At 56.9% G+C, this 25,813-nt stretch carries 15 protein-coding genes; 9 read left to right on the top strand and 6 right to left on the bottom strand.

The genetic code is table 11. From position 1 onward, the window contains the following. Positions 1 to 13,772, bottom strand: a 13,772-nt coding sequence (locus tag ABIE59_RS06405) for a hypothetical protein (protein ID WP_354445318.1), incomplete at its 3' end; no start/stop codon positions are given. 235 nt (positions 13,773 to 14,007) lie between these two features. Here ABIE59_RS06405 and ABIE59_RS06400 point away from each other — a divergent pair. Together ABIE59_RS06400 and ABIE59_RS06395 are read left to right on the top strand one after the other, a co-directional pair. Further along, a complete protein-coding gene (locus ABIE59_RS06400; protein ID WP_354445316.1) occupies positions 14,008 to 14,595 on the top strand; it encodes a tetratricopeptide repeat protein in 588 nt (195 codons plus the stop codon). Between the two features lie 27 nt (positions 14,596 to 14,622). Then, positions 14,623 to 14,985: a hypothetical protein gene (locus ABIE59_RS06395; protein ID WP_354445314.1), complete on the top strand. Its 363-nt coding sequence runs from the start codon at positions 14,623 to 14,625 to the stop codon at positions 14,983 to 14,985. 128 nt (positions 14,986 to 15,113) lie between these two features. On the opposite strand, the gene ABIE59_RS06390 is transcribed toward ABIE59_RS06395, so the two are convergent. Then, entirely contained in the window at positions 15,114 to 15,998 is an 885-nt protein-coding gene (locus ABIE59_RS06390) for a substrate-binding domain-containing protein (RefSeq protein ID WP_354445312.1), read from the bottom strand. A 118-nt stretch (positions 15,999 to 16,116) separates the two neighbouring features. Between ABIE59_RS06390 and ABIE59_RS06385 the strand changes: the two genes are divergently transcribed. From ABIE59_RS06385 to ABIE59_RS06355, 7 genes are all read left to right on the top strand, one after another. Beyond that, a complete protein-coding gene (locus ABIE59_RS06385; RefSeq protein WP_058092941.1) occupies positions 16,117 to 16,815 on the top strand; it encodes an ABC transporter permease in 699 nt (232 codons plus the stop codon). Then, positions 16,812 to 17,555 (top strand): ATP-binding cassette domain-containing protein, encoded by a 744-nt coding sequence (locus ABIE59_RS06380; RefSeq protein ID WP_354445310.1) that lies wholly within the window; start codon positions 16,812 to 16,814, stop codon positions 17,553 to 17,555. Before ABIE59_RS06385 ends, ABIE59_RS06380 begins: the two co-directional genes overlap by 4 nt. 68 nt (positions 17,556 to 17,623) lie before the next feature. Then, positions 17,624 to 18,430 (top strand): ABC transporter substrate-binding protein, encoded by an 807-nt coding sequence (locus ABIE59_RS06375; RefSeq protein WP_354445308.1) that lies wholly within the window; start codon positions 17,624 to 17,626, stop codon positions 18,428 to 18,430. A gap of 65 nt (positions 18,431 to 18,495) precedes the next feature. Further along, positions 18,496 to 19,365 carry a formate dehydrogenase accessory sulfurtransferase FdhD gene (locus tag ABIE59_RS06370; protein ID WP_354445306.1) on the top strand — a complete coding sequence of 290 codons (870 nt, stop codon included), beginning with the start codon at positions 18,496 to 18,498 and terminating at the stop codon, positions 19,363 to 19,365. Continuing rightward, positions 19,358 to 19,945, top strand: coding sequence for a molybdenum cofactor guanylyltransferase MobA (mobA, locus tag ABIE59_RS06365; RefSeq protein ID WP_354445304.1), 588 nt, complete (start codon positions 19,358 to 19,360; stop codon positions 19,943 to 19,945). The genes ABIE59_RS06370 and mobA overlap by 8 nt, the downstream gene beginning before the upstream one ends. Further along, positions 19,942 to 20,433: a molybdopterin-guanine dinucleotide biosynthesis protein B gene (mobB, locus tag ABIE59_RS06360; protein ID WP_152437146.1), complete on the top strand. Its 492-nt coding sequence runs from the start codon at positions 19,942 to 19,944 to the stop codon at positions 20,431 to 20,433. Before mobA ends, mobB begins: the two co-directional genes overlap by 4 nt. After that, positions 20,430 to 21,707: a molybdopterin-binding protein gene (locus tag ABIE59_RS06355; protein WP_354445302.1), complete on the top strand. Its 1,278-nt coding sequence runs from the start codon at positions 20,430 to 20,432 to the stop codon at positions 21,705 to 21,707. The genes mobB and ABIE59_RS06355 overlap by 4 nt, the downstream gene beginning before the upstream one ends. On the opposite strand, the gene ABIE59_RS06350 is transcribed toward ABIE59_RS06355, so the two are convergent. The 4 genes from ABIE59_RS06350 to ABIE59_RS06335 are packed head-to-tail and all read right to left on the bottom strand — an operon-like array spanning position 21,708 to position 25,728. Then, positions 21,708 to 22,184: a DUF6505 family protein gene (locus ABIE59_RS06350; RefSeq protein WP_354445300.1), complete on the bottom strand. Its 477-nt coding sequence runs from the start codon at positions 22,182 to 22,184 to the stop codon at positions 21,708 to 21,710. Next, the gene (locus ABIE59_RS06345) at positions 22,181 to 22,888 is read right to left on the bottom strand and encodes a biotin/lipoate--protein ligase family protein (protein ID WP_354445298.1); all 708 of its coding nucleotides are present in this window, start codon (positions 22,886 to 22,888) and stop codon (positions 22,181 to 22,183) included. The genes ABIE59_RS06350 and ABIE59_RS06345 overlap by 4 nt, the downstream gene beginning before the upstream one ends. Beyond that, positions 22,885 to 23,730, bottom strand: a complete 846-nt coding sequence (locus ABIE59_RS06340) for an Mrp/NBP35 family ATP-binding protein (RefSeq protein ID WP_354445296.1) — start codon at positions 23,728 to 23,730, stop codon at positions 22,885 to 22,887. The genes ABIE59_RS06345 and ABIE59_RS06340 overlap by 4 nt, the downstream gene beginning before the upstream one ends. 18 nt (positions 23,731 to 23,748) lie before the next feature. After that, the gene (locus ABIE59_RS06335) at positions 23,749 to 25,728 is read right to left on the bottom strand and encodes a 4Fe-4S binding protein (RefSeq protein ID WP_354445294.1); all 1,980 of its coding nucleotides are present in this window, start codon (positions 25,726 to 25,728) and stop codon (positions 23,749 to 23,751) included. Between the last annotated feature and the right edge of the window lie 85 nt (positions 25,729 to 25,813).

Below are 25,813 nucleotides of genomic sequence, written 5' to 3'. Positions count from 1 at the left end.
GTCTCGCTGATCAGGCTGCCCAGGGCGTTCCATTCCTGTTGGGTGGTATGGCCATCCGGCCCCACTTGCCGAACCAGGTTGTCCTGAACGTCGTACTCCATGCGGGTTACCGCATGAACGTCGCCAGACTGCCCGGCAACCGGAGCTGCCACGTCGAATCGCGCGGTTTCGCGGTTGCGGCCATCGTAGGCGGAATAGCTGGTCAGCGCTTCGCCGACGCCGTCGGTGCCGAAGTTGTGGGTGGCAATGACGTTGCCATTGGCGTCCACATCAAACTCACGCCACAAACCGGTCTCGGCGTTGGTGGCGATGCGTTCGTTCAGTGCGTTGTAACGGGTTTCAACGAAGTAGCCGGTGTCGCGGCCGTCCACGGACTTGCTGCCACCACCGTTGCCCGTGGCTTCCGTGGACAGGGAAAGCGCGGCGTTACCGCCACCGACGGGGCCGCTGTACAGGCCTGGGTCTACCGACAGGGTTCCCGCAGCGTTGCGGGTAACGTCGCCGTCCGTCTCCGAAGCCAATACCGTCAGGGACTGGCCTTCCGCCACGGTCTCTTGGTCAGCCGTATCCGCACGCAGCCAGTCAACGATCACGTCGTTGCCATCCTGATCGGTGTAGAACACTTTCAGGTCATACTCACCTGCGGGCAGACGTTCCAGTGTGGCAGTGTGGGTGTCACCATCGAGTACCATGGCCTGGGTATTGGCAAACTCGGTGCCCGAGCCGGCCGGCCGCCAGGCCAGTTGAACGTCACCGGCGATAGCGGCGAGCTCCTCTGCCGACAACTGGGCACCGATCTGTAGGTCATAACCCAGTACCGTGACGGTTTCAGGGTCCGTCGAGTCATCCACTTCGGTGATTTCGGTGCTTCTGACCGTTGTTGTGTGTGGCTGGCCTGTTACATCGCCATACAAAGCGGTGTAGTCAGCACTGGCACCGGGTTGCAGCCCGGTTGCAACAACCACCTGTTCACCCTCACGGGTAGCAGGCACGGCTTTGCCGTCGAGGATGACGAGCTGTCCGTCACCAACGGCAGGTGCCGTCCAACTCAACCCTGCCTCTTCGGTGGGCTCGAAACTTTCGCCAACAGTAACCTCGAAGGTATTGAGGACCGTATCCTCTTCTTCACCAACACCCCGCAGTGTAACGGTATAGGTCCCAGCTGGCAGGGAGGTGCCCGTACCCAAGGTCATGCTGTAGGTGCTGTAGCCCTCGCCTGAATTAACCCCCTCAACACTGGTCGACCCAGTCAGAGCCGGATCATCCTGGCTGGCCCACGTGGCTGCGAGCGTCAGTAGTCCGTCCGCAACATCAACTGGGACTTGTGTCGACAGGTCAATTCGGTACTGGGTGGCCTCGGCGTCCCCGGTTACGGTTGTCTGGTTGACGTTGGTTGTTACACCTGTGTGGCCACCTTGAGCCTCGAACGGTGTCTCGCTGCTCAGGAAGCTCGCTCCCTGCGCATTTTCCCAGCCAATACGGTAGGCCAGTTCCTGAGGATTGATTACACCCTCAATAACAGCCTTGAAGGTGCCGTCACCCATGTTCTGCATGGTGATGGTGCTATCGGTAGCGCCCGATATTCCGTACTGAACTTCTGGATTTCCGGCGCCCTCCTCAAACCGGGCAACGACTTCGATCCCACCGTCGGCACGCTGAGTTACGTCTACATCCGACAAGCGTGGAGGTATCGTGACGGCTTCTTCCGCCGTCCAGGTCAGGCTGCCGCCAGCGTCCCTGGTCACTACCCGGTAATAAAGGGTGTCGCCCGCACTCAGTGCATCAGCCGGAATCGTTGCGGAGCCCTGGTTAGAGAACCAGGTGCCCTGAGTGGCCGTCTGGTTGGCGTACCCCTCTATGCCTTCCCGGCTTACTATGTCGTAAACCACGTAGGAAGCGGCCCTTGCGCCGTCTGGCAAACTCCAGCCAATGGTCAGATCTTGTCCCAGGCTGGCGGTGGTGCCGCTGGCCGGCACAGGCACGCCGTCTACCTGACCGGTGAAGGCGCTGATCTGATTTCCGGCGGCATCATGTTCGTAAACGGTACCACTCTGGTCCGGGGACACCGACTTGATAAGCTGTCCGAGGCCGTTGTAAGCAAACTTCTGGGTGAAACCGTCCTCATCCGTTGCGATGGTCTGGTTACCATTGGCATCGTAGCCGAAGGTTTTGACCAGATCGTCGGCGGTACCCGCCGCCATAAGATCAGTTTCCTTGACCAATTGGTTGTGGCTGTCGTACTGCTTCCGGATTGACTGGTCGTTCTCGTGCCCGGCTACCAGACCGGAAAAATTCGATGCGCCATTCAAGGTGGCAAGATCGGACTCACTAATCTGATTGAAAAAACGCTTGGCCAGTGTCTGGTTACCATTGCCGTCGTAAGCCATCAGGTTGACCACACGGTTGCCGTCAACCACGGCAACCTGACGATTCAGTGCATCATAATAGGTGTACTCGGTGTACTCCTGCGGAGTACCGGCGGCCAGCGTTTTGGATATCTGATTACCTACATCATCGTAGCCGTAGCGTGTCAACACGCGTTCGGACGTTTCGCTCAGCGTGGCCGCGTCGAACACATCCACCATCGGCGACCGTTCTTCGATCAGTCGGCTTGCGGCGTCATAAACACGGCTGGTTTCAAGGACAGTGCCTGCAGGCGGTACTGGACGGTCAGACGGCACAATCGCGCCAGTATCCATTGCCGCCGCGTACAGGCGCTGCTCGATGACGTTATCCTGGGCGTCGTAATCAAACTCCGTCAGGTAGCCTTCAGGGTCAACCTGGGCAACCAGACGATCCATGCTGTCGTAGTATGCAACCGTCCGGTTTCCATTCCGATCGAACGTTTCAATCTTGTTGCCAAAGGCATCGTAGGTGAACCGTTCCTCAGGCCGCTCAAGGTTGACGGACACGGAGGGATTGTCGGTACTCTCGCCGTTGAGTGACGCAACCTCGACTTCCGGATGGATGACTCGGACCACCCGGCCCGCCAGGTCGTATTCCATTTCCGTTGTGCGCACGTCGCCAGCAGGCGTTGCTGGAACTACACCCGGATCATGGGCATCCGCTGGGAGGCGTGTCATGAAGAGGCTCTCGCCCACCTTCTCCCCTGCAGCGTTATAACTCCACTGAGTCAGTACATTATCGCTGTTGATCTCCGCGACCATCCGGTCGTTACTATCAAAATACCGAGTGGTGACGTAACCCTGCGCATCGGTGGTCTGGATCTCATTACCTGCACCATCGTAGCTACGGGTAACCGTTGGGCGCGTCCATTCCAGCGCACCGGTTGCGGATGAATAAACCTGAACTCTGGGGCCGATCTCCTGGGTTGCACGATTGTTGTTGTCGTAAACAATGTTCGTGGTGTTGCCGTTGGCATCGGTAATGGCCGTGCGGTTGCCGACGGCGTCGTAGCCGAATCGGGTGTCGTTACCCAACGCATCGATCTGGCGGGTGACACGGTTGTTCAGGTCATACTCGGTTTTGGTCGTGCTGCCATTGCCATCGGTTTTTTCGATGGCGTTGCCGGCAAGGTCGTAACCGATGGTTTGAGTAATATTCAGGCCGTCACGGTCAAACACTTCGTTGACCAACCGGTTGTTGAGATCGTACTCGTATTCGGTACGTCGCACCGCATTGGGATCGTCGGTGTTGGTAATGGTTTCGCTGGTCTTGTTGTTAGCACCGTCGTAGGTAAACGTGGTGACCGTGCCATCCACATCCAGGAAAGTGACCAGTCGGTTGTTCAGATCATAGGTGTAATGCAATTCGCGGGGCGCTTGCGTGTTGGCGTACTGAACTTCACGCAGAAGGTTGCCTGCACCATCGTACTCATAGGTTGTGGTGCTGCCATCCGCCTCGACACGCTCGATAACACGGCTGTTTCCGTCGTAGGTTGATTGGGAAATCCGGTCATCGGGCGACGCCGCCGGGGCGGGCGCAATCTGATCATCAACGGGGCCGGTATAGCGCGCCATATGCACGGTTTCACCGGTCCGGTTGCCGGCAGAGTCGTAACTGAAGGTATTGATGTAACCCTCAGGGTCGAGCACGGCAATCAGGTTGTTTGAGCCATCGAAATAGTAACGGGCCGACCGGCCCAGCGCGTCCGTCGCCTTGGTTCGGTTGCCCAAGGCGTCGTATTCGTAGGCGGTACGATTGCCTTCCCCATCAATTTCTACGCTGATACGGTTGTTGAGGTCGAACTCAGCACGGGTAATACGCTCATCCACGGTGCCTGCGGCATCACGGGTAAGCACCTTGTTACCCATTGCATCGTATTCATGTTCGGTACGAACACCGTAGGGATCCACTTCCGCAGCAACACGGCCATTGCCATCGTATTCGAATGTGCGGCTTGACCAAATGGGCACGCCATCCTTGATCTTCTGGAGTACACTCTCCGAAGACTGATTACCCGCTTCGTCGTAGGACAGCCTGGTGATACCGCCTTCGGGGGTAATGGTCTCGACCAGTCGACTCGCCCGGTCGTAACGGTATTCGGTTGTCCGCGGCGCGGTGTTCGCCGCCTCCGTCATGCTGGTGCGATTACCCAAAGCATCGTAGGTGTATGTCACCAGGTTGCCGACACCATCCTCCATGGTCAGCATGCGGTCGGCTGCATCGTAAGTGAACGTATTCGACTGAGGGAATGCTCGCGCCGCTTTTTCCGAATCGTAGCCGTCGTCCGTCGGGTTCAGGAGGTATTGGCCGTGGGTAATCCGGGTCTGGTTACCAAACGGATCGTACTCCATGGCAGTACTGAAGCCTTCCGGATCCGTCACCAGGATCTGGCGGTCGAGAAGGTCATAGCCGTAACGGGTGGTCCGCTGATCGGTACCATCCAGGTAACCCTGAGTGGTTTCAACGATGTTGCCACGCAGGTCGTACTGATTGGTTGTTTCAACACCTCCCGCAGAAACAGACCGCAACAACTGGCCAACGGCATCGAAGGTGTTGGTTTGTACGCCACCGTTGGCATCCACGATTTCGGTCTGGTTGCCCAGAACGTCGTAGGTGTACTGAGTGGTTCCACCCATGGGGTCTACAACCTGTAGAAGCCGGTCATCCAGATCGTAGGTGTAGTAGGTGTGCCGTTCTACACCGGGCACCCCGGCAGCCTGGATGGTCTCAATCTTGTTGCCAATACCGTCATAGCGATATTCCGTGCGAACGCCTTCTCCATCCACACCGGCAACAAGCCGATTATCCCGGTCGTACTCGAACTGGTTGACTTGCTCAGCATCGGAACCTGGCCCTACGGTCAGGCGGGTGCGGTTTCCAGCACCGTCGTACACCGATTCCGTGCGGTCGCCCTCTCCGTTTACTTCGACGACCGTCTGGCCTTTCTTATCGTATTCAAAGGTTTCAACACGCTCATCTGGCGTGCCCACCGCAGACACAATCCTGACGGTGTTACCCGCAGCGTCGTACTTGGTGTCGGAGGTAGAAACAACACGGTTGTTTCCGTCATATTCAAACCGGGTAACACGGGCGTCATCGGTCCCATGGGCCTCATGGCGTTCGGCAATGTTGCCATTGGCGTCACGCAGTAACATAGTGACCGTGCCGTTCGCGTCCGTTATCTGTATTTGACGGTCAGCAAGGTCATAAACGAACGCCGTCAGACGCTGGTCTTCGGTGCCTGCAGCCTCAATCAGGGCAACTCTGTTGCCTCGTGCATCGTATTCGTACGCTGTTTCAACACCGAGGGCGCTGGTGCGCTCTACCAGTCTGTTCAGGGCGTCGTATCCGAATCTTTCTGTCCGCCCGACGTCGCCGTCAATTGGAGTTGGCAAGCCATCCGCAGGAACACTAACGCGCTGTTCATAGGTAACCTGCTCAATGCGATTGCCAGCGTTGTCATACCGTGTCGTGGACAGGTAACCCTCAGGGCTAACGTAGGCGACCTCACGGTCCATCGCATCGAAGTAACTACGGCTTACCGAGGTCTCGGTTCCGCTTTGATTTCGGAACTCGATGGTTTCAATAACGTTTCCGGCGGCATCGTGACGGAACTCTGTGCGATAACCCTCGCCGTCAATCCGCGCGGTCAGGCGGTTCAGTGAGTCATACTCATAACCCAATACCTGATCGTCGACTGAGGCAACCAGAGCGGAGAGTTGCGCCGCATCGAAAGGCAGCGGCTGGCGCTGCATGTGCAAGGTTTCTGCGATCAGGTTATCGTTAGCATCGTACTGGTAGGAGGTTGCAAACCCTTCGCGGTCAACACTGACTGAAAGCTGATCGTTGTCAGTGTAGAAACGGAGCTCGGTGAAACCCCTGCCATCCGTCACCGAGGCAAGGTTGCCCCGGTCGTCATAGCTGTAACGGGTTACGTTACCCTCGCCGTCAGACTCACTGACAACCCGGTTATTAAGGTCGTAATCGAACTCCGTTGAGTAACCGTTGGCGTCAACCTGAACAACGCGGTTGCCGGCTTTGTCATACACAATCGACGTTTCCAGGTTGCCCAAGCCGTCAACGCGCTGTACTAGACGGTTATTCAGGTCGTAGCGGCGCAACTCAATGGACTCGTCGCTGGTTCCTGCGGCACGAATAACGCTGACCTGGTTACCTACCATGTCATAGGCATAATGGGTTTCAACGCCGTCAGCACCACGACGCACAACCAACTGATTGTTGAGGTCATAGGCAAAGGACGTCTCACGGCCCATTTCATCAACAACCGTTGTCTGATTTCCTACCGCATCGTACTGATAGCGGGTAACGGTACCGTCCGCATTCGTCTGCTGTACGAGCTGGCTTTCCGCGTCATAAACAAAGCTGGTTACGCGATCCATTGCGGAAGCGGGGGCATCCGGTCGTATCAGGTCCTGAACGCCGCCCTCGTACTGGCCAAAATATTCACGGCGCTCAAGCTGGTTGCCAACAGAGTCGTAACTGTATTCTGTGATGTAACCTTCGGAGTTTAGCGTGCTAACTAAACGGTTGTCGTTGTCGTAGTAGAACCGTGTCTCAGCACCACGAGGATCAATGGAAAGGATGCGGTTACCAATCGCATCGTAGCCATATTCGGTGAGGTTGCCCTCACCATCAATGACTGCAGCCACCCGGTTATTGAGATCGTATTCGGTGTGGGTGACAGCTTCGTCACCGCCAACGGCAAGTCGGGTAGTAACCCGGTTGCCGACGGCATCGTATTGGTACTCGTTTCTGACGCCTTCGCCGTCAACATCCGCAATCCGTCGACCATTCCGGTCGTACTCACGGAAGTTTTCAATCCAGATCTGATTACCTGCGGCGTCCTCGCTCTGGAGAACCGAGGTTTTAACAACCTGGCCGAGCTCATCGTAGGAATTGCGGGTAATGCCGCCCTCGGGGTCCCGCTGCTCAACAACGCGGCCCACAAGATCAAACACAAACTCAGTCGTTCGAGCCTCGGAAGTCCCGGCGGCATCGGTCATTGAGGTGCGGTTGCCCACAGCATCGAAGCTGTAGGCTGTTACCGTGCCTAGCGCGTCGGTTTCACTGACAAGCCGATCAAGGTCGTCATACGTGGCGTGAGTTGTGCGCGCATGCGCACTTGCGGCTTTGGCTGCGTCGTAGTCTGGTGAAGCGGGGTCAACAAGATACAGCCCCGAAGTCTGACTTGTCGCGTTACCAAAGACATCGTATTCCGTGGTTGTAGAGAAACCGTTGGCATCCGTCATTCTTACCTGACGGTCGAGAATGTCGTAATCAAAGGTCACGGACCTGGCATCCGAGCCGTCAGAGAATGAAGTGGTTCTGCTAACCAGGTTATCTCTCAGGTCGTACTCATTGATTATGAGCGTTCCACCTGCCGTTAGTGTGGAGGTCAAGCGACCGATGGCATCATAGGTGTTCTGCTCAACGCCACCATTTTCATCGACCACCTGGACACGATTACCAAGCACGTCGTACGAAAATGACCGGCTCTCGCCCATCGGATCAATGGACTGGATCAGTCGATTATCAAGATCAAAGCTTTGGTAGGTGTGGCGTTCCTCGCCGGGCACACCTACCGCCTGGATCATCTCAACCTGGTTGTCGGCGCCATCGTAGCGGAATTCCGTACGGACACCCTCGCCGTCAATGATTGCAATGCGCCGGTTGTCCCGGTCATATTCATAAGCGGTCTGACGCTGCTCAGGCAGCCCGGGCGCTTCAACGGTGAGGGTGCGGTTCCCCGCACCGTCGTACTGATATTCCGTTCTCTCGCCCTCTGCGTTAACGAGCGCCAGAAGCTGGCCGTTACCATCGTAGAAGCGCTGGGTTTCTCGTGCCTCTCCCAGCCCATCCGCTTCCACGGTGCGAACGAGGTTACCACTGGCGTCGTAGGCCATTGTCATGACAACACCGTGGGCGTCGGTGCGAGATACCAACTGATTGTTGCCGTCGTAGGCCATGCGGGTTGTGCGTTCATCCGCTGACCCATAAGCATCGATACGCTCTACAACGTTGCCGTTTGCGTCGAGGACCTGTCGGGTTATGGTGCCCTGCCCGTTGATTGTTTCTACCAAACGGTCTGCAAGGTCGTAACCGAAGTGAGTTGTACGCTGATCATCAGTACCAACCGCTTCGATCAGTGCTGTTCGATTACCACGAGCATCGAACTCATAGTGAGTTTTGACGCCAAGAGGACTGGTTTCCTCAATAAGGCGATTCACTGAGTCGTACACGAACTGTTCACGGCGGCCTGCATCTCCAGGCGCCGGAGCCGGAACACCGCCTACTGTCGCATCGACCCGGTTGTCATAAACTGTACGGCTGACCTGATTACCGACGGAATCGTATTCGTACTGTGTCAGATAACCTTCCGCACTGACCCTGGCGACAGCTCGGTTAACGTCGTCATAGTAACTGCGGGTAACTGCGACGTCGGTTCCTGCCAGATCGCGGTATTGGCGAGTCTCAAGTTGATTACCGACAGCATCGTAAACGTACTCCTTACGATAGCCTTCGGCATCCACCTGGCCGACCACGCGGTTGAGCTTGTCGTACTCAAACCGGGTAGTTTGGTCATTTGCGCTTGACGGGGGAACCGGCGGATTTTCCGGATCAACTGGCAACGGAAGCGCCTGCATGTGCAGGGTTTTCTCGGCCACATTGCCATTGTGGTCGTAGGCATAGGTGGTCGCGTACCCCTCGGCATCCACCTCAAGGATGACTTCGTTATTGGCGTTATAGCCGGTGATTCGCTCATAACCCCGACCATCAATTACCTGAACCCGATTGCCATTGCCATCATAGGCGTAACGAACCTGATTACCCTCGGGATCCTCAATCAATACGACCCGATTATTGGCATCGTAGGTGTAGAATGACGTGTTGCCATTAGCATCGGTAACTGTCGTACGGTTATCGTTGCCGTCGTATGCGTAACGGGTAACATTCCCCCCCCCGTCAACCTGCTCAACCAGGCGATCATCCAGATCGTAAACAAAGGTTTGGGTTGAAGCGTCTGCGGTATTGGCGGCTCTGGTTATGGAGGTGCGATTTCCAACGAGATCAAACTGATACTCAGTTTCTACACCATCGGCTGCGATTTCCCGAATCAGTCGATCATTGTCGTCATGGACATACTCGGTAACGCGCCCAAGGGCGTCGGTGCGTGATACCCGGTTATCCACGGCATCGTACTGGTAGGACGTAACCTGCCCTTCTGCATCCGTTACGCGAACCAGGCGATCCAGTGCATCGAACTCAGAAATCGTGGTGTTACCGTTGGCATCAGCAATGGCCGTTCGGTTGTAGACACGGTCAAAGTCATTTTCCGTGATGCCACCTTCCGCATCGATAACCCGCCGCAGATTGTTCTCTGCGTCGTATTCCATCACGGTGACTTGTTCTTCTGAAGTACCAGCCGCCGTGCGCATTTCGATGCGGTTTCCACGAACGTCGTAGGCGTATGTTGTGATTCGCCCTTCAGCGTCGGTGGTTGCAATCTGACGGTTACCCGGGTCGTAATCGAAGCGGGTTACTCCGCCTCGGGCATCAATCAGCGCGATCCGGTTGCCAACACCGTCAAATTCCATGGTGGTTTCGAAATTGAGAGGATCAATGATCTTCACATTTCGATTCAGTGCGTTGTAGAGGTATTGAGTCGCATTCCCTCTGGCGTCGGTTACACGAATCCGGTTACCTACCGCATCGTATTCAATGTGGCGCTGATGTTGCTCCGGATCCAACTGGCTAATGAGGCGGTTGTTGAGATCGTACTCATAGGTTGTTGTACGCGCGTCGCTGGTTCCGCTCGCCCGGGTTTCAGTGGTGAGATTCCCAAAATCATCATACTCCCGGGAGGTGACTGCACCGATCGGATCAACGGTTTCAATCTCGCGATCCATGCTGTCAAAAGCGGCAGTTGTGGCCCGGCCCAGCTCATCAACAACACGTGTAAGGTTGTTGTTTCCGTCATAGGCGTACTCGCGAACTCCCCCTAGTGCATCTTTTTCAGAAACGACACGGTTAAGTGCGTCGTATGTCCTTTCGGTTGTCCTGCCAAGGTGATCGGTCGAGAGAAGCAGGTTCCCTACTCGGTCATAACTTAGGTGAGTTGTGTACAGATCACGGAGTGCGGACTTGTCTTGTTCCGACAGCTGCGCGGCAACAGAAGCAAAACCAAGCTCTGCACGCATGTCCTGGTAGCGCTGTGCGTCACTCTCGGCAAGGGCATTACCCATGCCATCGACTTGGGCAACCACCTGATTGAATTCGTCATAGACGTATCGAGTGGTTTGAGCGCCATCCACGCTTTCAACAACGATTTGGCCGTTTGCGTCTACTTGAGCGTCCGCGCCGATGATGACAGCCGTACGATTATGCCTGGAATCGTACTCAAAGACGGTTTTGATGCCGTTGGCATCTTCGACCATCACCAGTTTGTCATCGAGGTCGAAGGTAAAACGTGTTGCGTGCCCATTTTCATCGACGGTCTTGATTTCGTTCCCATTACCATCGTACACATGTTCGACTGTATAACGGACCGGTAGTCCTGTGGACGGGTCTATGACCTCGGGCCGTATCTCACGAACGAGCCGGTTGTTTCCATCAAACTCGTACTCGGTTGTATTGCCGTTGCCATCTGTGGTCGCAACTCGGTTGCCTGGGGCATCATACGCATACCGGGTAACATTGCCCTCGGCATCTGTCCGGGTAACGAGCTGATTTTCCTCGTCGTACGAAAACCGAAGGATCTGGCGTTTAGCAGCACTGAGCTGAAGGCCAGCAACAACCTGAACTTCGTTATTATTAGCGTCGTAATCGATCCGCGTGACATGTCCGTTGGGATCCGTCTGCTGCCGAACCAGGTTATTCCTGGTGTACAGAACCTCTGTGGTATAGCCGCGATTGTTCGTTGTGCTTACCCGATTCCCCTCACCATCATATCGGTATGTGGTGCTGTAATTGGTTGCATTTCCGGCCTGATCAAGCACGCTTGCGCTGATAACCTCAACCATCTCGCGACGAGCGTTGAACCGGTATTCGGTTCGACGACCTTCCGCATCCACTACCGCTGTGCGATTACCCACCACGTCGTATTCGTAACTGGTCACACGATCCATCAAGGCATCGGTTTCTGAAGGATCAATTGTCGCTATAAGATTGTTGTTGCGATCGTACAAACGGGTGATTGTATGCCCGTTGGCATCGGTGATGCTGATTCGGTTACCCACCGCATCGTAGGTGTTGATCGTGGTATGACCTTCCGGGTCGGTAACGGTGAGCAACCGGTTGTCTTTGTCGTAGGTATAGGTTGTGACACCACCGTTAGCGTCAGTGAAGCGAGTCAGATTTCCGAAGTGGTCGTATTCAGAAAATGTTTGATAGCCCTCGGCGTCGGTCGAACTGATGTTGTTCCCGAAGCCGTCGTAGGCATAGGTTGTGACTTGCTGCTTTGCGGGATCAACAAGATCACTCGCGTCGAGGAAGACGATGCGCTTGGTCAGGTTTCCGAATTCATCATACTCAAAGCGAGTAATATCGTTACCTGCATCCCTTCTCTCGATCAGATTCTGGTTGCCGTCATACTCAAAATAGGTTGTGTGCAGATCAAGAATCGCGACTTTGTCCGCCTCAGACAGATCAGCCACTGAGGCAGAAAAACCAAGTTCCACCCTCTTTTCCTGATAGAACGGGGTATCCATAGTGACGAGCGCGTTACCTACCGCAGAGGTGCGGCTCGCCATTTTATTGAAACTTGTGTAAGTGTAAGTTGTGGTGTTTCCGACGTTGTCGATAGAGGCAGTCAGATTGCCATTGCCGTCGTATTCAAAATGGCTGGTAAATGCATCAACCAATGCCTGGATTTCAGCTTCCGTAAGTTCATTAACGAATTTGCCCTCGCCGCTTGCGTTAACTATTCCCAGTTCAGCCCGCAGCTTCCGGAAGTAGGCATCATCGCTGTTGGTTGTACCCCATGCGTTTCGGTCGGTCACTGCAATGAGGTTATCGAACTCGTCGTACTGATAGGTTGTTTCGAAGCCTTTCTGGTCAACTACCTTTGTGATGTACCCGTCATCCCGGTAGGTGTAAGCCATGGAGTGAGCGTTGCGAATTGCGTCTACCTGACCCTGATAGGAAACACTTGTCGCAGCTCTGGAGGCATCGTAGTTACTGTAGAATCCATTGGCGACCCGCCAATCGACGTACTCCTGATCATTGGAATACGCTCGGTTGTTACCAAGCGCATCAACAACTCTTGTACTACCGCCTTCAAAGAACTTGTCGACATTCGTGGTTGACGTATCGGTGGTGTCACCGGTGTCGATTTTTCCGTTCTTGAAATGCCCTTTTTTCTTGCCGTTTTCTTCACCCGGGTTCGTACTGGTATTATCTGCGCCCTGACTAAACTGGAAGTTATAATCAAATGTGGTGATGCCTCCCTGAGCGTCGACGATCTGAGTAACAACCTTCGCCTTGGCCTTGTTGTTTCCGCGCCAATTCACCGTATCGTATACGAAGTTCAGCTCTCGGTTGTCGTAAGTCTCCAACTCGCCATCAACCATTTGCTCGTTTGGTAGAACGATTCGTTCCAGATAGCCATCGTTGGTATAGAAATACTTGGTAGAGTGTCCAAAACGGTCAATTACCTCCGACAAATTACCGCTTTCATACCGATATTCAACCAACACGCCTTCACTTTCATCGATTACCTGAAAGAGCTTACCGTTCTGGTAGATATAATTCAGAACGTGACCTTGGTCATCCAGCACCTGAACCAATCGATCAGATTCATAGATGTATTCGACCTGAACGCCGTTGGTATCCTCCAGCTTCAAAAGCCGACCCTGGCTATCAAAGCTCAGTTTGGTTTGATCACCCTGGGTCAGAATAAAGGATGGCTCTGTATTCCCGTTGGTACCAAGGTCTTCGATAGTCTCATATGGGCCGGCACCATCAGTGGAGACGTAAACACCTTTGTTCTCGTCATACTCATACCGAAAAAATGAACCATCACCATACTCAACCTCAAAATAGCGAGTGCCACCATCATTACGCACACTCAGGCGGGTTGTTGTGGAGAAAGTCCAGCGGGCGTCCTCATGCTGATGAGCGTCACTTGACCTGCCACGGACGTTGTACGTTCTCGTAAGCTGATAGTCGTCACCAAGGCTCGGCATGAACGCGTCTTCATGGCGGATTATCAGGTTTCCATTAGACGCATTTACGTAAAGGTTTTCACCGTGCCCGGCGCGCCCCAGACGGGTTCGATCATTTCGATCAAGAATTGCGTTAGAAGTATCCAGAAGTCCTGTTTCGTGTCCACCAACAATGACTGCCATTCCGTTATCCTCTGTCCTATCTTCTATTCTGGTGTGGCGCCCTTCACCAGGCGCAATTCAGCTCGGTATGATCCCTTGTCCGAAAATCTGAAAATTTGTTTAGCTTGCGAGAAGCCGTTTTCGAAGAATTGGGAATTTACGTAGCGAATTGATGGGCAATTCAATGCATGGGAGCAATGGCATGGTATATTCTTGAGCTCTGCCAAATCTGTCAGCGATACAATAGGGATATACAATGGGAGCGAATACAGCACTGACCCCGCCTGAACTTCTTCACCTTTCACTTCATGCATCCGCTAATGACCAGCCAGATAAGGCGCTCCAGCATCTGAAACAATTGCTGGATATCGAGCCTGAGAACGCGAAGGCGATTTATATGATGGGAGCTTTGCATGCTGAAATAGGAATGTACGAACAAGCTATCGAAGAACTCAGACAGGCCGAAGCGCTGGACGCTTCGATGGTAACTGCAACGTTTCAGTTGGGACTGCTGCTTCTGACTCAGGGAAATATAGAAGAGGCAGCGTTTACATGGGAAAAGCTTGATACCCTGGGGGGCGACCATGCCTTAGTGCTATTCAAAAAAGGAATGCTCCACCTCGTTAAAGATGAATTCGATGAGTGTATTTCAGCTTTAGACAGCGGTATCGCTGCCAATGACTTTAACGATGATCTGAACAGTGACATGCAAAGGGTGCTCAACGATGCGCGCACCGCCAGGGAACGCACTCAAGGTGTAGAAAATGCGCCGGGCGACGAGTCGCAGTCTTCAGGCCACTCTCTGTTACTTAACGCCTACGGGCATGAAGATACCGAGCACTAATAAAATGGAGATCGGCGGTTAGCCTTTATGGATCCCGTTAGCAGTATCAACCAAGTCATCCAAACGCTTCGTCAGCGCCTTTCTGAGCGAGCCCCCGCCGCAAGCGGGGGCAAAGCATCAAAAGCCCAGGGCCCAGCCGCTGGGCGTTCTACCCGACTATCCAAAACCGACATACAAAGAAAAATAGCCGAGGCCATCAAGTCGGCATCCAGTGATGACGAACAACACAGGGCGGAAATCTTTGTTGAAAACATACTCACTTGGCAGCTCGGAGAGGATATCGTAAACGATCCCAAGTTCACGGAAATGACCAAGGAAGTTGTTGCCACTATCGCTTTAGATCAACACCAGTGGCAGCAATTGCAGAATTATCTAGACCATTTAAATTAAGACTTTCCACATCCACGTCAAAACGACAGGGCCTCGCCTGCAAAGCCACCGATCTCAGCGGTGCCGGTGTTCAACACAATCACCTCGGAACGATTACGGCACCCCCTGAAGTCCGGTATCGGCTGCAATCAGGCGTTATAAATCACCCGCCCCAACTCACTGATGTCATACCCCCCCAACGCCTCCGCACGCTGCACAAAGCGCTCGCATCGGGCAAACGCCAGCAAGCGCTGCATGGCCGGCTCGAAGTAGTGGCGCCGGCGCATGGCCAGGTCAAAATGCTCTTGCTGCAAAGGAATAAACGCCAAGCCCTGGCGGCGCGCTGCCGCTTCGATACCCAGACCAATATCCGCTTCGCCCTGGCGAATGGCCAGGGCAAGATCGTCCTCGCTGAGTGACGGGTGAACAGCCCATCTGAGTTGTTTCGCGTCAATACGGTGGCGAGCGAGTAAACTCTGTAGCAGATGGCTGACGCCGGCATCGGGCTGGCGATGGGCAACCCGGATGTCGGGGCGTGCGATGTCCTCTAGCCGTACCAATTGGTGAGGGTTGTCGGCGGCCAGCAGAAGCCCCTGCTGACGTTTTGCCCAGCGGATCAGCACCAGGTCGCGCATGCCACTCAGACCCAGGGTGGCCGGGTCGTTGTAACACTGGCTTTCTTCGTGCCAGATATGCATGCCGGCGAGCATGGCGCGCCCATCCACCAGTCTCTGCACGCCATCGCCGCTCCCCTGGCACAGCAAAGCCAGCTCCGCGCCGCTTTCCTTAACCGCCCATTCCAGCAGCGGGTCCTGACTGCCCGCCAGGACGGGCGGGATCGGCGTGCTGACGGCGTCATCACCCTCCAGGTGGTTCATCAACCACAGATCCAGCCGCTGGCGCGGGAAGAGAAGCTTGCCTGTCACCCGGACACAGGGAATCACGCCCTGGCTGACCAGGTCATAAACCTTGCGCTCTTTGAGCCGCAAATACTCGGCGGCCTCAGCGGTGGTGAGATAAGCAGGAAGGGGCATCATGTTCTCCAGCTGCGCGGGGAAAGCACAGGACTGTTTCAGGCTGCATGAATTCCGGAAGGCTGTGCAAAGCGTAGTTAAAAACGCCACGATGCTCAAATAATAAGGAGACGCAGCAGTGGAAAATAATGCGTTCTATGTGGCGTTGTCGTTGCTGTTAAGCCTCGACGCCTCGCTAATCCAGATCGTCGCGCTCTCGCTACAGGTGTCGCTTCTGGCCGTACTGATTGCAGCGGTGCTGGGGTTTCCGCTTGGCGCTGCAGTGGCGCTGTGGCGTTTCCCGGGGCGCGGCGCCGTGGTCGTGGTGCTGAACGCACTCATGGGACTGCCGCCGGTGGTGGCCGGGCTGATGGTGTATTTGCTGCTCTCCCGCGCCGGGCCACTCGGTGAATGGGGGCTTCTGTTTACACCCGGTGCCATGGTGATCGCCCAGGTGGTGCTGGTGCTGCCCATCCTGGCAGCACTCTCTCGCCAGAAGGTGGAAGAGATGCTGGGCGAGTACCGGGAACAGTTCGTGTCTCTCGGTATGTCTCGGGCACGCATGATGCCCACCCTGCTCTGGGATGCCCGTTTTGCGCTGTTGACGGTACTGCTCGCCGGGTTTGGCCGGGCCAGTGCCGAAGTGGGTGCGGTGATGATGGTGGGCGGCAATATTGATGGGGTCACCCGGGTAATGACGACCGCCATTGTGCTGGAAACTGGCAAAGGTAATCTGCCCCTGGCGCTCGGGCTCGGCATTGTGCTTTTGACGTTGGTCATGCTGATTAACGCCGGCGCCTATCTTGTGGGTGAACTGAGCAGGAGGCGGACAGGATGACCTCACTGAACGCACCCTTCTTTTCCAAATCCGTTCTGCTTCCACCACCGGCACTGTCCTTCCTGGGTGTCGCCTTCCATCACGAGGAAAAGACATTGCTGGGCCCCTGTTCCTTCACCCTGGATGGCCCCGGCCCTACCCTGGTAATGGGCCCCAACGGCGCCGGCAAAAGCCTCCTGCTGCGACTGGCCCATGGTCTGCTCTCGCCCACTCAGGGCCGGATTATCTGGTCGGATGAGGGCATTCCCCGCCAGGCCATGGTGTTCCAGCAACCGGTGCTTCTGCGCCGCTCTGCGGTGGCCAATCTCCGGCACGCCCTGGCGGTCAACAACGTTCCGCGTCGGGCACGGGTAAAACTGGCACTGGATGCCCTTGAACGCTTTGGCCTGTCGGCCTGCGCTCACACACCCGCACGAGTGCTTTCGGGTGGCCAGCAACAGCGCCTTGCGTTGGCACGGGCCTGGGTGCTTTCACCGCAGGTGCTGTTTCTTGACGAACCCACCTCGGCGCTTGACCCAACCGCGATTAAGGCCGTTGAGGCCGCCGTGCTGGATTTTCACCAGCGCGGCACCCGCATTGTGATGACCACCCACGATCTACATCAGGCCCGTCGGCTCGCGGGTGACGTTCTGTTCCTGTCTGGGGGAAAAGTACGCGAACACACTAACGCTAACACCTTCTTCAGCAAACCCAGATCCCGCGAGGCACAGGCATTTGTTACCGGAGAACTGGTGGAATAGCTCCGTTATCAAGATTCGAATAGGAAATGATCTGAAAGACGCTCCCAATGCGCGGAAGGAACAACACGATGAAAAAGACCCTGAATCTGCTGTGTGCAAGCGTGATGGCGATGGGCATGTCGCTCAGTGCGTACGCCGGGGGATACATCATTCTCGCTTCCACCACCTCGACGGAAAACTCGGGGCTGTTCGAGGCTATTCTGCCCAAATTCAAAAACGCCAGCGGCATCGACGTGCGGGTTGTGGCCGTGGGCACCGGGCAGGCCTTTGAGCTTGCCCGCCGCGGCGACGCCGACAGTCTTCTGGTACATGACACCAGCGGCGAACAGCGATTTATTGACAACGGACATGCCACCGGGCGGGCGGATGTGATGTACAACGACTTTGTACTGATTGGTCCAGCAAACGACCCCGCTGATGTCCGCAACGCCAGAACCGCCGCCGAGGCCTTCGCGGCCATCGCCAATGCCCGGGCCCCGTTCACATCACGGGGAGATGACAGTGGCACCAACCGCGCCGAGTTGCGCCTTTGGGTGAACGCCGGTGTTGAGCCCGACGGCGACTGGTACAGGGAGTTGGGCAGCGGCATGGGGCCAACACTTAACACGGCTGCGGCCATGGACGCCTACGTGATGTCGGATCGCGCCACCTGGGTGGCGTTCGGTAACCGTCAGAACCTGACCCTGCTTTTTGAAGGCGACGACGTGTTGTTCAACCAGTACGGCAGCTTGTTGCTCTCGGAACAGAAACACCCCCACCTCAAACACGATCTGGCCCGACAGTGGCATAACTGGCTGATTTCCGAAGCGGGTCAGCAAGCGATTGCTGACTTTAAAGTCAATGAACAACAGCTGTTTTTCCCGAATGCCAAATAGGCTAATCTCTGGCTATGTCCGTAGATAATGCGGTATGCGGAATCCCTGAGAGAGCCAGAATAACAATGACGATCGATTCCATACTTCCAGACCCGAAAGACCCTCGACTGTCCCGGGCAGTCGAGGGTGTTGATGAAACCGGCCAACCGAAAGCCATCAGCGTTATTGAAGAGCGCCCCCTGACCATCTACCTGAACAGCCAGGAAATCGTCACCGCCATGACCATTGGCGATCACCCGGAATACCTGGCCCTCGGTTTCCTGTTGAATCAGGGCATGCTGAAAGAGACAGATCAGGTCACCGGGATTGATTTCGACGAAGAGCTGGAAGTCGTCGTGGTGCGCACCGCCGGTGTCACCGATGTCGAGGACAAGCTGGAAAAGAAAACCCGCACCTCCGGCTGTGCGGTCGGCACGGTGTTTGGTGACATGATGGCAGGGCTGGACGGGCTTTCGCTGCCAGACACCCCGGTACACACCAGTACCTTTTACGACCTGTCCTACCAGATCAACCACACGCCCAGCCTGTATATGGAAACCGGCGCCATTCATGGCACCGCGCTATGCCAGGGCCGACAGATTCTGGCCTACATGGAGGATGTCGGGCGCCATAATGCGGTCGACAAGATTGCCGGCTGGATGCACCAGAACAACCTTTCCGCGGCCGACAAAGTGCTCTACACCACAGGCCGTCTGACCTCCGAGATGGTGATCAAAACCTCCCTGATGGGGATTCCGACCCTGATCAGCCGGTCCGGTTTCACCGCCTGGGGCGTGGATATTGCCCGCCAGGTGGGGCTGACCCTGATCGGTCGGATGCGGGGCAAGAAGTTTACCTGCCTCAGTGGCCAACACCGCCTGGTGTTTGACCAGGACCTGTCACAGGTTCCCGATGAGGACAAGAAAATGCGTCGAAAAGGGGCTGAGCATGACTGAGTGCGCCGTGATTCTCGCCGGGGGCCAGGCCCACCGAATGGGCGGTGGCGATAAAGGCCGGTTGATGCTGGGGGATCATTCCCTGATTCATCGGGTTATCGAGCGAATAACACCGCAGGTAGACGCCGTAGTACTGAATGCCAATGGCGATCTGTCCCGGTTCGATGATCTGGGATTGCCGGTGGTCGCCGACTCCATACCCGACTACGCCGGCCCACTGGCGGGCATTCTGGCGGGCATGGACTGGGCGGCAGAACAGGGCCATGAGTGGCTGATCAGCGTTGCGGCGGATACCCCCTCTTTTCCCCTGGACATGGTCGAGCGCCTGTCCGAATCTGGCGCCCCGGTGGTGCTGGCAGCCACACCAGACCCGGAACGTGGGCGGATACCACAGCCCACATTTGGCCGCTGGCAGGTGGCGTTGCGCCATGACCTGCGAGCGGCCCTGAACGACGGTGTGCGCAAAATTCGCCAGTGGACTCTGGCCAAGGGTGAAACCCTGGTGATGTTCGATGAGGCCGACTTCTTCAACATCAATACACCGGAAGACCTCGCTTGGGCGGAGCAGCATCTGACGTGAACGTGATAGGTATCGTAGGCTGGAAGAATTCGGGCAAGACCACCCTGGCCAGCGCCGTGATTCACGAGTTGTCCAGCAGAGGTTTGACCGTTAACGCCATCAAACACGCCCACCACCTGGTGGACATAGACCAACCCGGAACCGACAGCTACAAGCACCGGCAGGCTGGCGCTCAGGAAGTGATCCTCGCGGGCGGCCAACGCTTTGCCATCATGCATGAACTCCGGGGCGCCCGGGAGCCAACTCTGGATGAGTTGCTGGCCAGGCTGGGCCCCTGCGACTGGGTCGTGGTTGAGGGATTCAAAACCAACGCCCATCCCAAAATTGAAGTTCACCGGCAGGACAGCTCCCACGCCCCCCTGTATCCGCAGGACCCAAGCATTGTAGCGGTGGCGGCGGACTATGCCGCGGATTTCCCGGGCCCGGTCTTCGACATCAACGATGTCACCGGCATCACTGACTTTATTCTGAAGCGTGAACAACCATGAGCAACGCCGCCAATAACGGAAGCCCCACGACACCGCTCCGCAACGACTGCTTTGCCCTGCCGCCCGGGGTGAACTGGACACCGGTAGACGAAGCGCTGGCGCGGCTGCGTTCCCGCCTGCACCCGGTGGTGGGTGTGGATCAAGACGTTCCGCTGGCTCAGCTCAACGGCCGGATACTGGCCAGGGATGTCTATGCCCCCAGAGCCCATCCCCCGAGCAGCAATTCCGCCGTCGATGGCTATGCCTTGGCAGGCCCTTTGACCGAGGTGCCATGTGTGCTGCCACTCATCGATGGCCGCAGTGCGGCCGGTGAACCTTACACGGGGCAGGTTCCCGAGGGGCACGCCATACGCATACTGACCGGCGCGGTGATGCCAGCAGGCACAGACACCGTGGTGCTGGAAGAAGACTGCGACGTTATCGATGGCCAGCTCCACCTGAACGGCACGTTAAAGGCGGGCGCCAACCGGCGCCAAGCCGGCGAGGATATCCAGGTACAGGATTGCATTCTGACCGCCGGTACCCGGCTGACACCTACCCAGATTTCGGTACTCGCCAGCGTCGGCATCGAGTCGGTGGATGTTTACCAGCGGCTGCGTGTTGGCGTGTTGTCGACAGGAGACGAAGTAAAACCCGTCGGCGCCCCGGTGACTGACTGGCAGATTTACGACGCCAACCGCCCGATGCTCAGCGCCATGGTGACGAAACTGGGCTATGAACTGGTCGACCTGGGCCATGTACTGGACCGGGCTGAGGACGTTAAAGCAGCACTGGAGCGCGGTGCAGACCAATGCGACCTGATCCTCACCAGCGGCGGCGTTTCAGCCGGGGATGAAGACCATGTTTCCAAGACACTGAAAGCCCATGGTGACATCAGCAACTGGCGTATTGCCATCAAACCGGGCCGCCCGCTGGCGCTGGCCATGTTCCAGGGCACGCCAGTGGTTGGCCTGCCGGGCAATCCGGTGGCAGCCTGGGTGTGCGCACTACGCTTTGCCACACCGGCCATGGCATTGCTGGCCGGGGGCGAATGGTTTGAACCCCGGAGTTACCTGATTCCCGCCAACTTTTCCAAGAACAAAAAACCGGGGCGCAGTGAGATGTTACGGGCACGGGTGCGGGACGGGCAGGTTGAAGTGTTTGGCTCCGAAGGCTCCGGGCGGGTGACCGGCCTGGCCTGGTCTGAAGGTCTGGTGGAGCTGGACGAGAGCGCCCAGCAAATCGAGCCGGGAACGCCGGTACGCTTTATGCCTTATGGCAGCTTCGGGCTGTAATTACTCGACGCCCCCGTGCACGGCAAAAGCCTCCAGTGAAGCATCCTGGGGGGCCCGGGAACGGTAGGTTTCCTCCACCCCCAGTTCGGTCAGGGTTCGGCTGACCATCAGCAGGGTGTTGTCCTCGAAGTCCTCACACATGCTGCGCATCTGATCGATTTCCTCGCAAGCCACGGGGTAGGCCGCGTCTATGTCCGGCGCACCGTATTGCTCGACAAAGGTTTGCGCCAGGGTCCGGCGCAACTGTTCCAGTTCGGTTTCGGTAATGTCACAGACGCCCACGAAACTGGCTCGACCACCGGATTCGATGCTGTACCAACCATTACTGAAGGCCTGCCGGGCTTTGCCTTTCAGCTCCGCTTCGGTCCAGTTGGAGAACTCGAACCCACCGGAAATGGCCCACTCGCCACTCGGCGCCGGGTTCTCGAACACGTTGTCATCAGACACATCCAGTCGCAGGGTACGGGCCAGTTTCATAGGTGCTCCGCGAATTCAATCAGGCTTACGGTTTCCGTCATCACATCTTCCCGTAACAACATCCGGCCCTTTTCATCCAGACCGACGAAGAGCCCCGGCCTCGGGTAGTCGATCTGCATGCCGAGGTTGTCGCAACGTGGTCGCCAGTCGGCATGTATGCGCTCAAACCCACTGTCCATAAAGTAGGTCAGCCACAGCAACGTGTGCTTGGACCAGCTCTCCAGCAGCGCCATGGGGGTGATATCAACGCAGCCTTCCTCTTGCAGGCAGGTCTCGTCGGGTTTGTCACCGGGCTCGTTGCGTGTCGGAGTAAACGCCACATGAATCCCGATCACCAGCCAGTTCGGGTACGCCTTCGGGTCAGACACATCCGAGGCAAAGCGAACACCGCCGCACACAGCACCATTGACCTTGATACGATCCGGCCACTGGAAGTGAACCGGCACCTCCGGCGGTGCCAGGGCACCCAGGCTCTCGGCCAGGCCGATCTGGGCGACGTACACCGCCTGAATAGCCTCTTCCAGGGGCGTTTCCGGTGCCAACACAAGCGCCGCGCGCAAAGCATCATCCGTTTGCGAGTAGAAAATGGTGCCGGAATCGACACCGGCGATGGCACGGCTGACGGCTTTATCAAACGGGTCGGTATGCCTGGGCACCACTTCGCCCGTCAGCAGCGGCGGGAATTGAGGAGCAGACAGATTCATAGCACGGCCCGGGCATAGACGTCAGAGGCCACAATCTCATCGGCGATTCGCTGGAACGCTCTGGCCTGGGGGCTTTCCGGTTTCGACACCACAATCGGCACGCCGCCATCGGATCCGATCCGGATATCCAGGTCCAGCGGGATTTCACCCAGGAACGGCGCCCCAAGTTTTTTTGCCTCCGCCCTGGCCCCGCCGGAGCCGAAGGGATGATGCTCTTTTCCGCAACCGTCGCAGACGAACGAGGCCATGTTCTCGATCAGACCAAACAGCGGTACCTCCATTCGATTAAACATGTCGATGCCCTTGCGGGCATCCATCAGGGCAATGTCCTGGGGAGTCGACACCACAACGGCGCCAGCCACAAAGAATTTCTGGCTCAGGGTCATCTGGACATCGCCGGTGCCGGGGGGGAGATCCACCAGCAACACGTCCAGCCTGCCCCAGTCCACCTGGTTCATCATCTGTTCCAGAGCACCCATCAGCATCGGCCCTCGCCACACGATTGCTTCGTCTTCCGTGGTCATCAGGCCCAGCGACATCAGCGTTACGCCATGATTGCGCAAGGGCAGAATGGTGTGCCCGTCCGGACTGGAGGGGCGACCGGACACGCCCAGCATGCGGGGCTGGCTGGGACCGTACACATCGGCATCCAACAAACCCACCTTGAGGCCCTTCGACGCCAGCGCCACCGCCAGGTTGGAGGCCACGGTGGACTTGCCAACACCGCCCTTGCCCGAAGCGATAGCTATGATGCGGCTGATGCCTCTCGGATTCTTGTCCTGGGGCCGGGGCGCGTCTGTACCGATCAGATTGCTTTTGTCGGCGTTAACGTATTGAACCATACAATGTCCCGATCAGTTTTAGTTGTCGCGATAGTCGTCACTGGTGCGAACCCGGGGGCGCTCACCGCTGGCCATGGGTGCACTGTCACCATGGAACTGAGCCTTTACCCGGCAATCGTCACACATCTTGATGAGCTGGACGTTGTCAGACTTGGTGTACATCCAGTGTTGGTTTTCCAGCTTCTCAACGATCCGGTTGATGGTGCTGGCAACACCAAAAGGTTTACCACACTGGATGCATTCAAAGGGCTCTTCGCCGTGAAGGGCACGGGCGCTCAGCGCTGCCTTGGTCAGATCCAGCTGTGGCTTCAGGGTGATGGCGGTTTCCGGGCAGGTGCTTTCGCAGACCCCACACTGAACACAGGCGTTCTCGGTAAACTGGACTTCAGGCCGGTCCGGATGGTCGCCAAGGGCGCCGGTCGGGCACAGGGATACACAGGCAAGGCAAAGCGTACACTTGTCTGAGTTTATCTCGATGGCGCCGTAGGGCGCGCCAGCCGGCAGGGGGATGGGCACATCAATTTTGTCGGCCATAGCGGTGACCGCAACTCTGGTGATATCCCGGCGACCGCCCACCAACAACACAGGTTCACTCAGGCGGCCGGCATTGTCACCGGCTTGGCCGAGATGCTCAGCAGCAATCACCCGAATCCTGCTGGGGGAGTTGTGGGTGCCAACCAACATGGCCTGGGCCAGTTCCACTTCGGCAGCGACAGCCCGCCGATCCAGTTCGCTGTCGGCCAGCATCAGCACTTCGGCATAGCCCGCACCAAAGGCCGCCAGTATCTCTGCATGGCCTATGCGGTCTATCTGCTCCAGGCCAAACGGAATCAGGTCGTCCGCCAGCCCGTCGTGGTATCGGGCCAGATAAGCAATGGCCTCGGCACCGGTACCCAGGGAGTGAAAGACCAGCCGCGGTGCCTCGCCCGCCTGCTCCCGATAAGTCCGGGCCATCACGTCAAGGGCTTTGGTAATCGACTCAAAGGGCGTTTCGTTCATGGTAATGGCAGAGGTAGGACACACCGCCGCACAAGTGCCGCAACCGGCGCAGATATCGGAATCGATCTGAATGTGATCGCCGGCGGAAAAAATCGCCTCGGTAGAGCAAACGTCCAGGCAACGGGTACAACCCGGCTGATTCGCCCGCGAGTGCGCGCACAGAGATTCTTCCAGTCGGAAGTAGACGGTTTTTTCGAATTCACCCACCCGCTCTCTGGCGGTCAGGGCAATGCGCTCCAGCTCTCCGCTTTTGGCGGGGTCAGCCCAGAAGTACCCGTTGCGCTTCTGGTAGTGGGGAAATGCCGGCGCGCCACCGCGTAAATCTATGAAAACATCGCACTCACTGCGGGCAGTAGCTTTGGCTTCTCCGTAAGCCGGGGCGCCCCGGCCAGCGGGATTGAGCATTTGCAACTGGGCGAACTCCAGCTTGAAGTTACCGAGTGCACCCTTGGCCGAGGTCAGTTTACCCCTGGCTACGTCGTACCTGGCCGAGGGTAACTGTACAGGGCCTGCATCGCTCACAACACAGGTAACGCCAAGCTCATCCTGCACCAGTTCCGCCATTCGAATGGCCTGGTCGGTTGGGCCGACAATGCAGCACACACCGCTGGACTGAATGAGTTTTGCCGGCGCCATGGCCGCCGGCAGCTGCGCCCCGGCCATCAACGCGGCCTGCTTGGCATGCAGGCGTTTGGGATTGGCATCCGGGGCGCTCCAGCCGGCACGGTCCCGGATATCAATCGTGCTTAACGGTGCGGATTGGCCTACTTCCGCTTGCACATCCTCGCCCAGGCGCTCGAATAGCGCCGCTTGCTGGCCGCAGGCAATGAGCAGTTCACCACTGCCACTCAGGTGCTCGGCGGCCGTCGCCATGTCCTTGCCACACAACTCGTCCACAACAATCACCTGCCCGGCCACCGAAGCCGCCTTCAGCGCCTCCGGACTGACTGACTGCGTTTTTTCGCAGGTGCACAAAAGGAGAGTTTTGGTTGATGTCATCAGGAAATTTACTCTTTTAGTTATTTTTGTACGTATAGATTTCAATAGTGGCTCTTCGAGCATGCCACAGCTGTTTGCCCTTGGA

It is taken from the genome of Marinobacter sp. MBR-99 (assembly GCF_040547575.1).
Classification (GTDB): Bacteria; Pseudomonadota; Gammaproteobacteria; order Pseudomonadales; family Oleiphilaceae; genus Marinobacter.
This window is presented reverse-complemented; position numbering and strand designations above follow the sequence as displayed.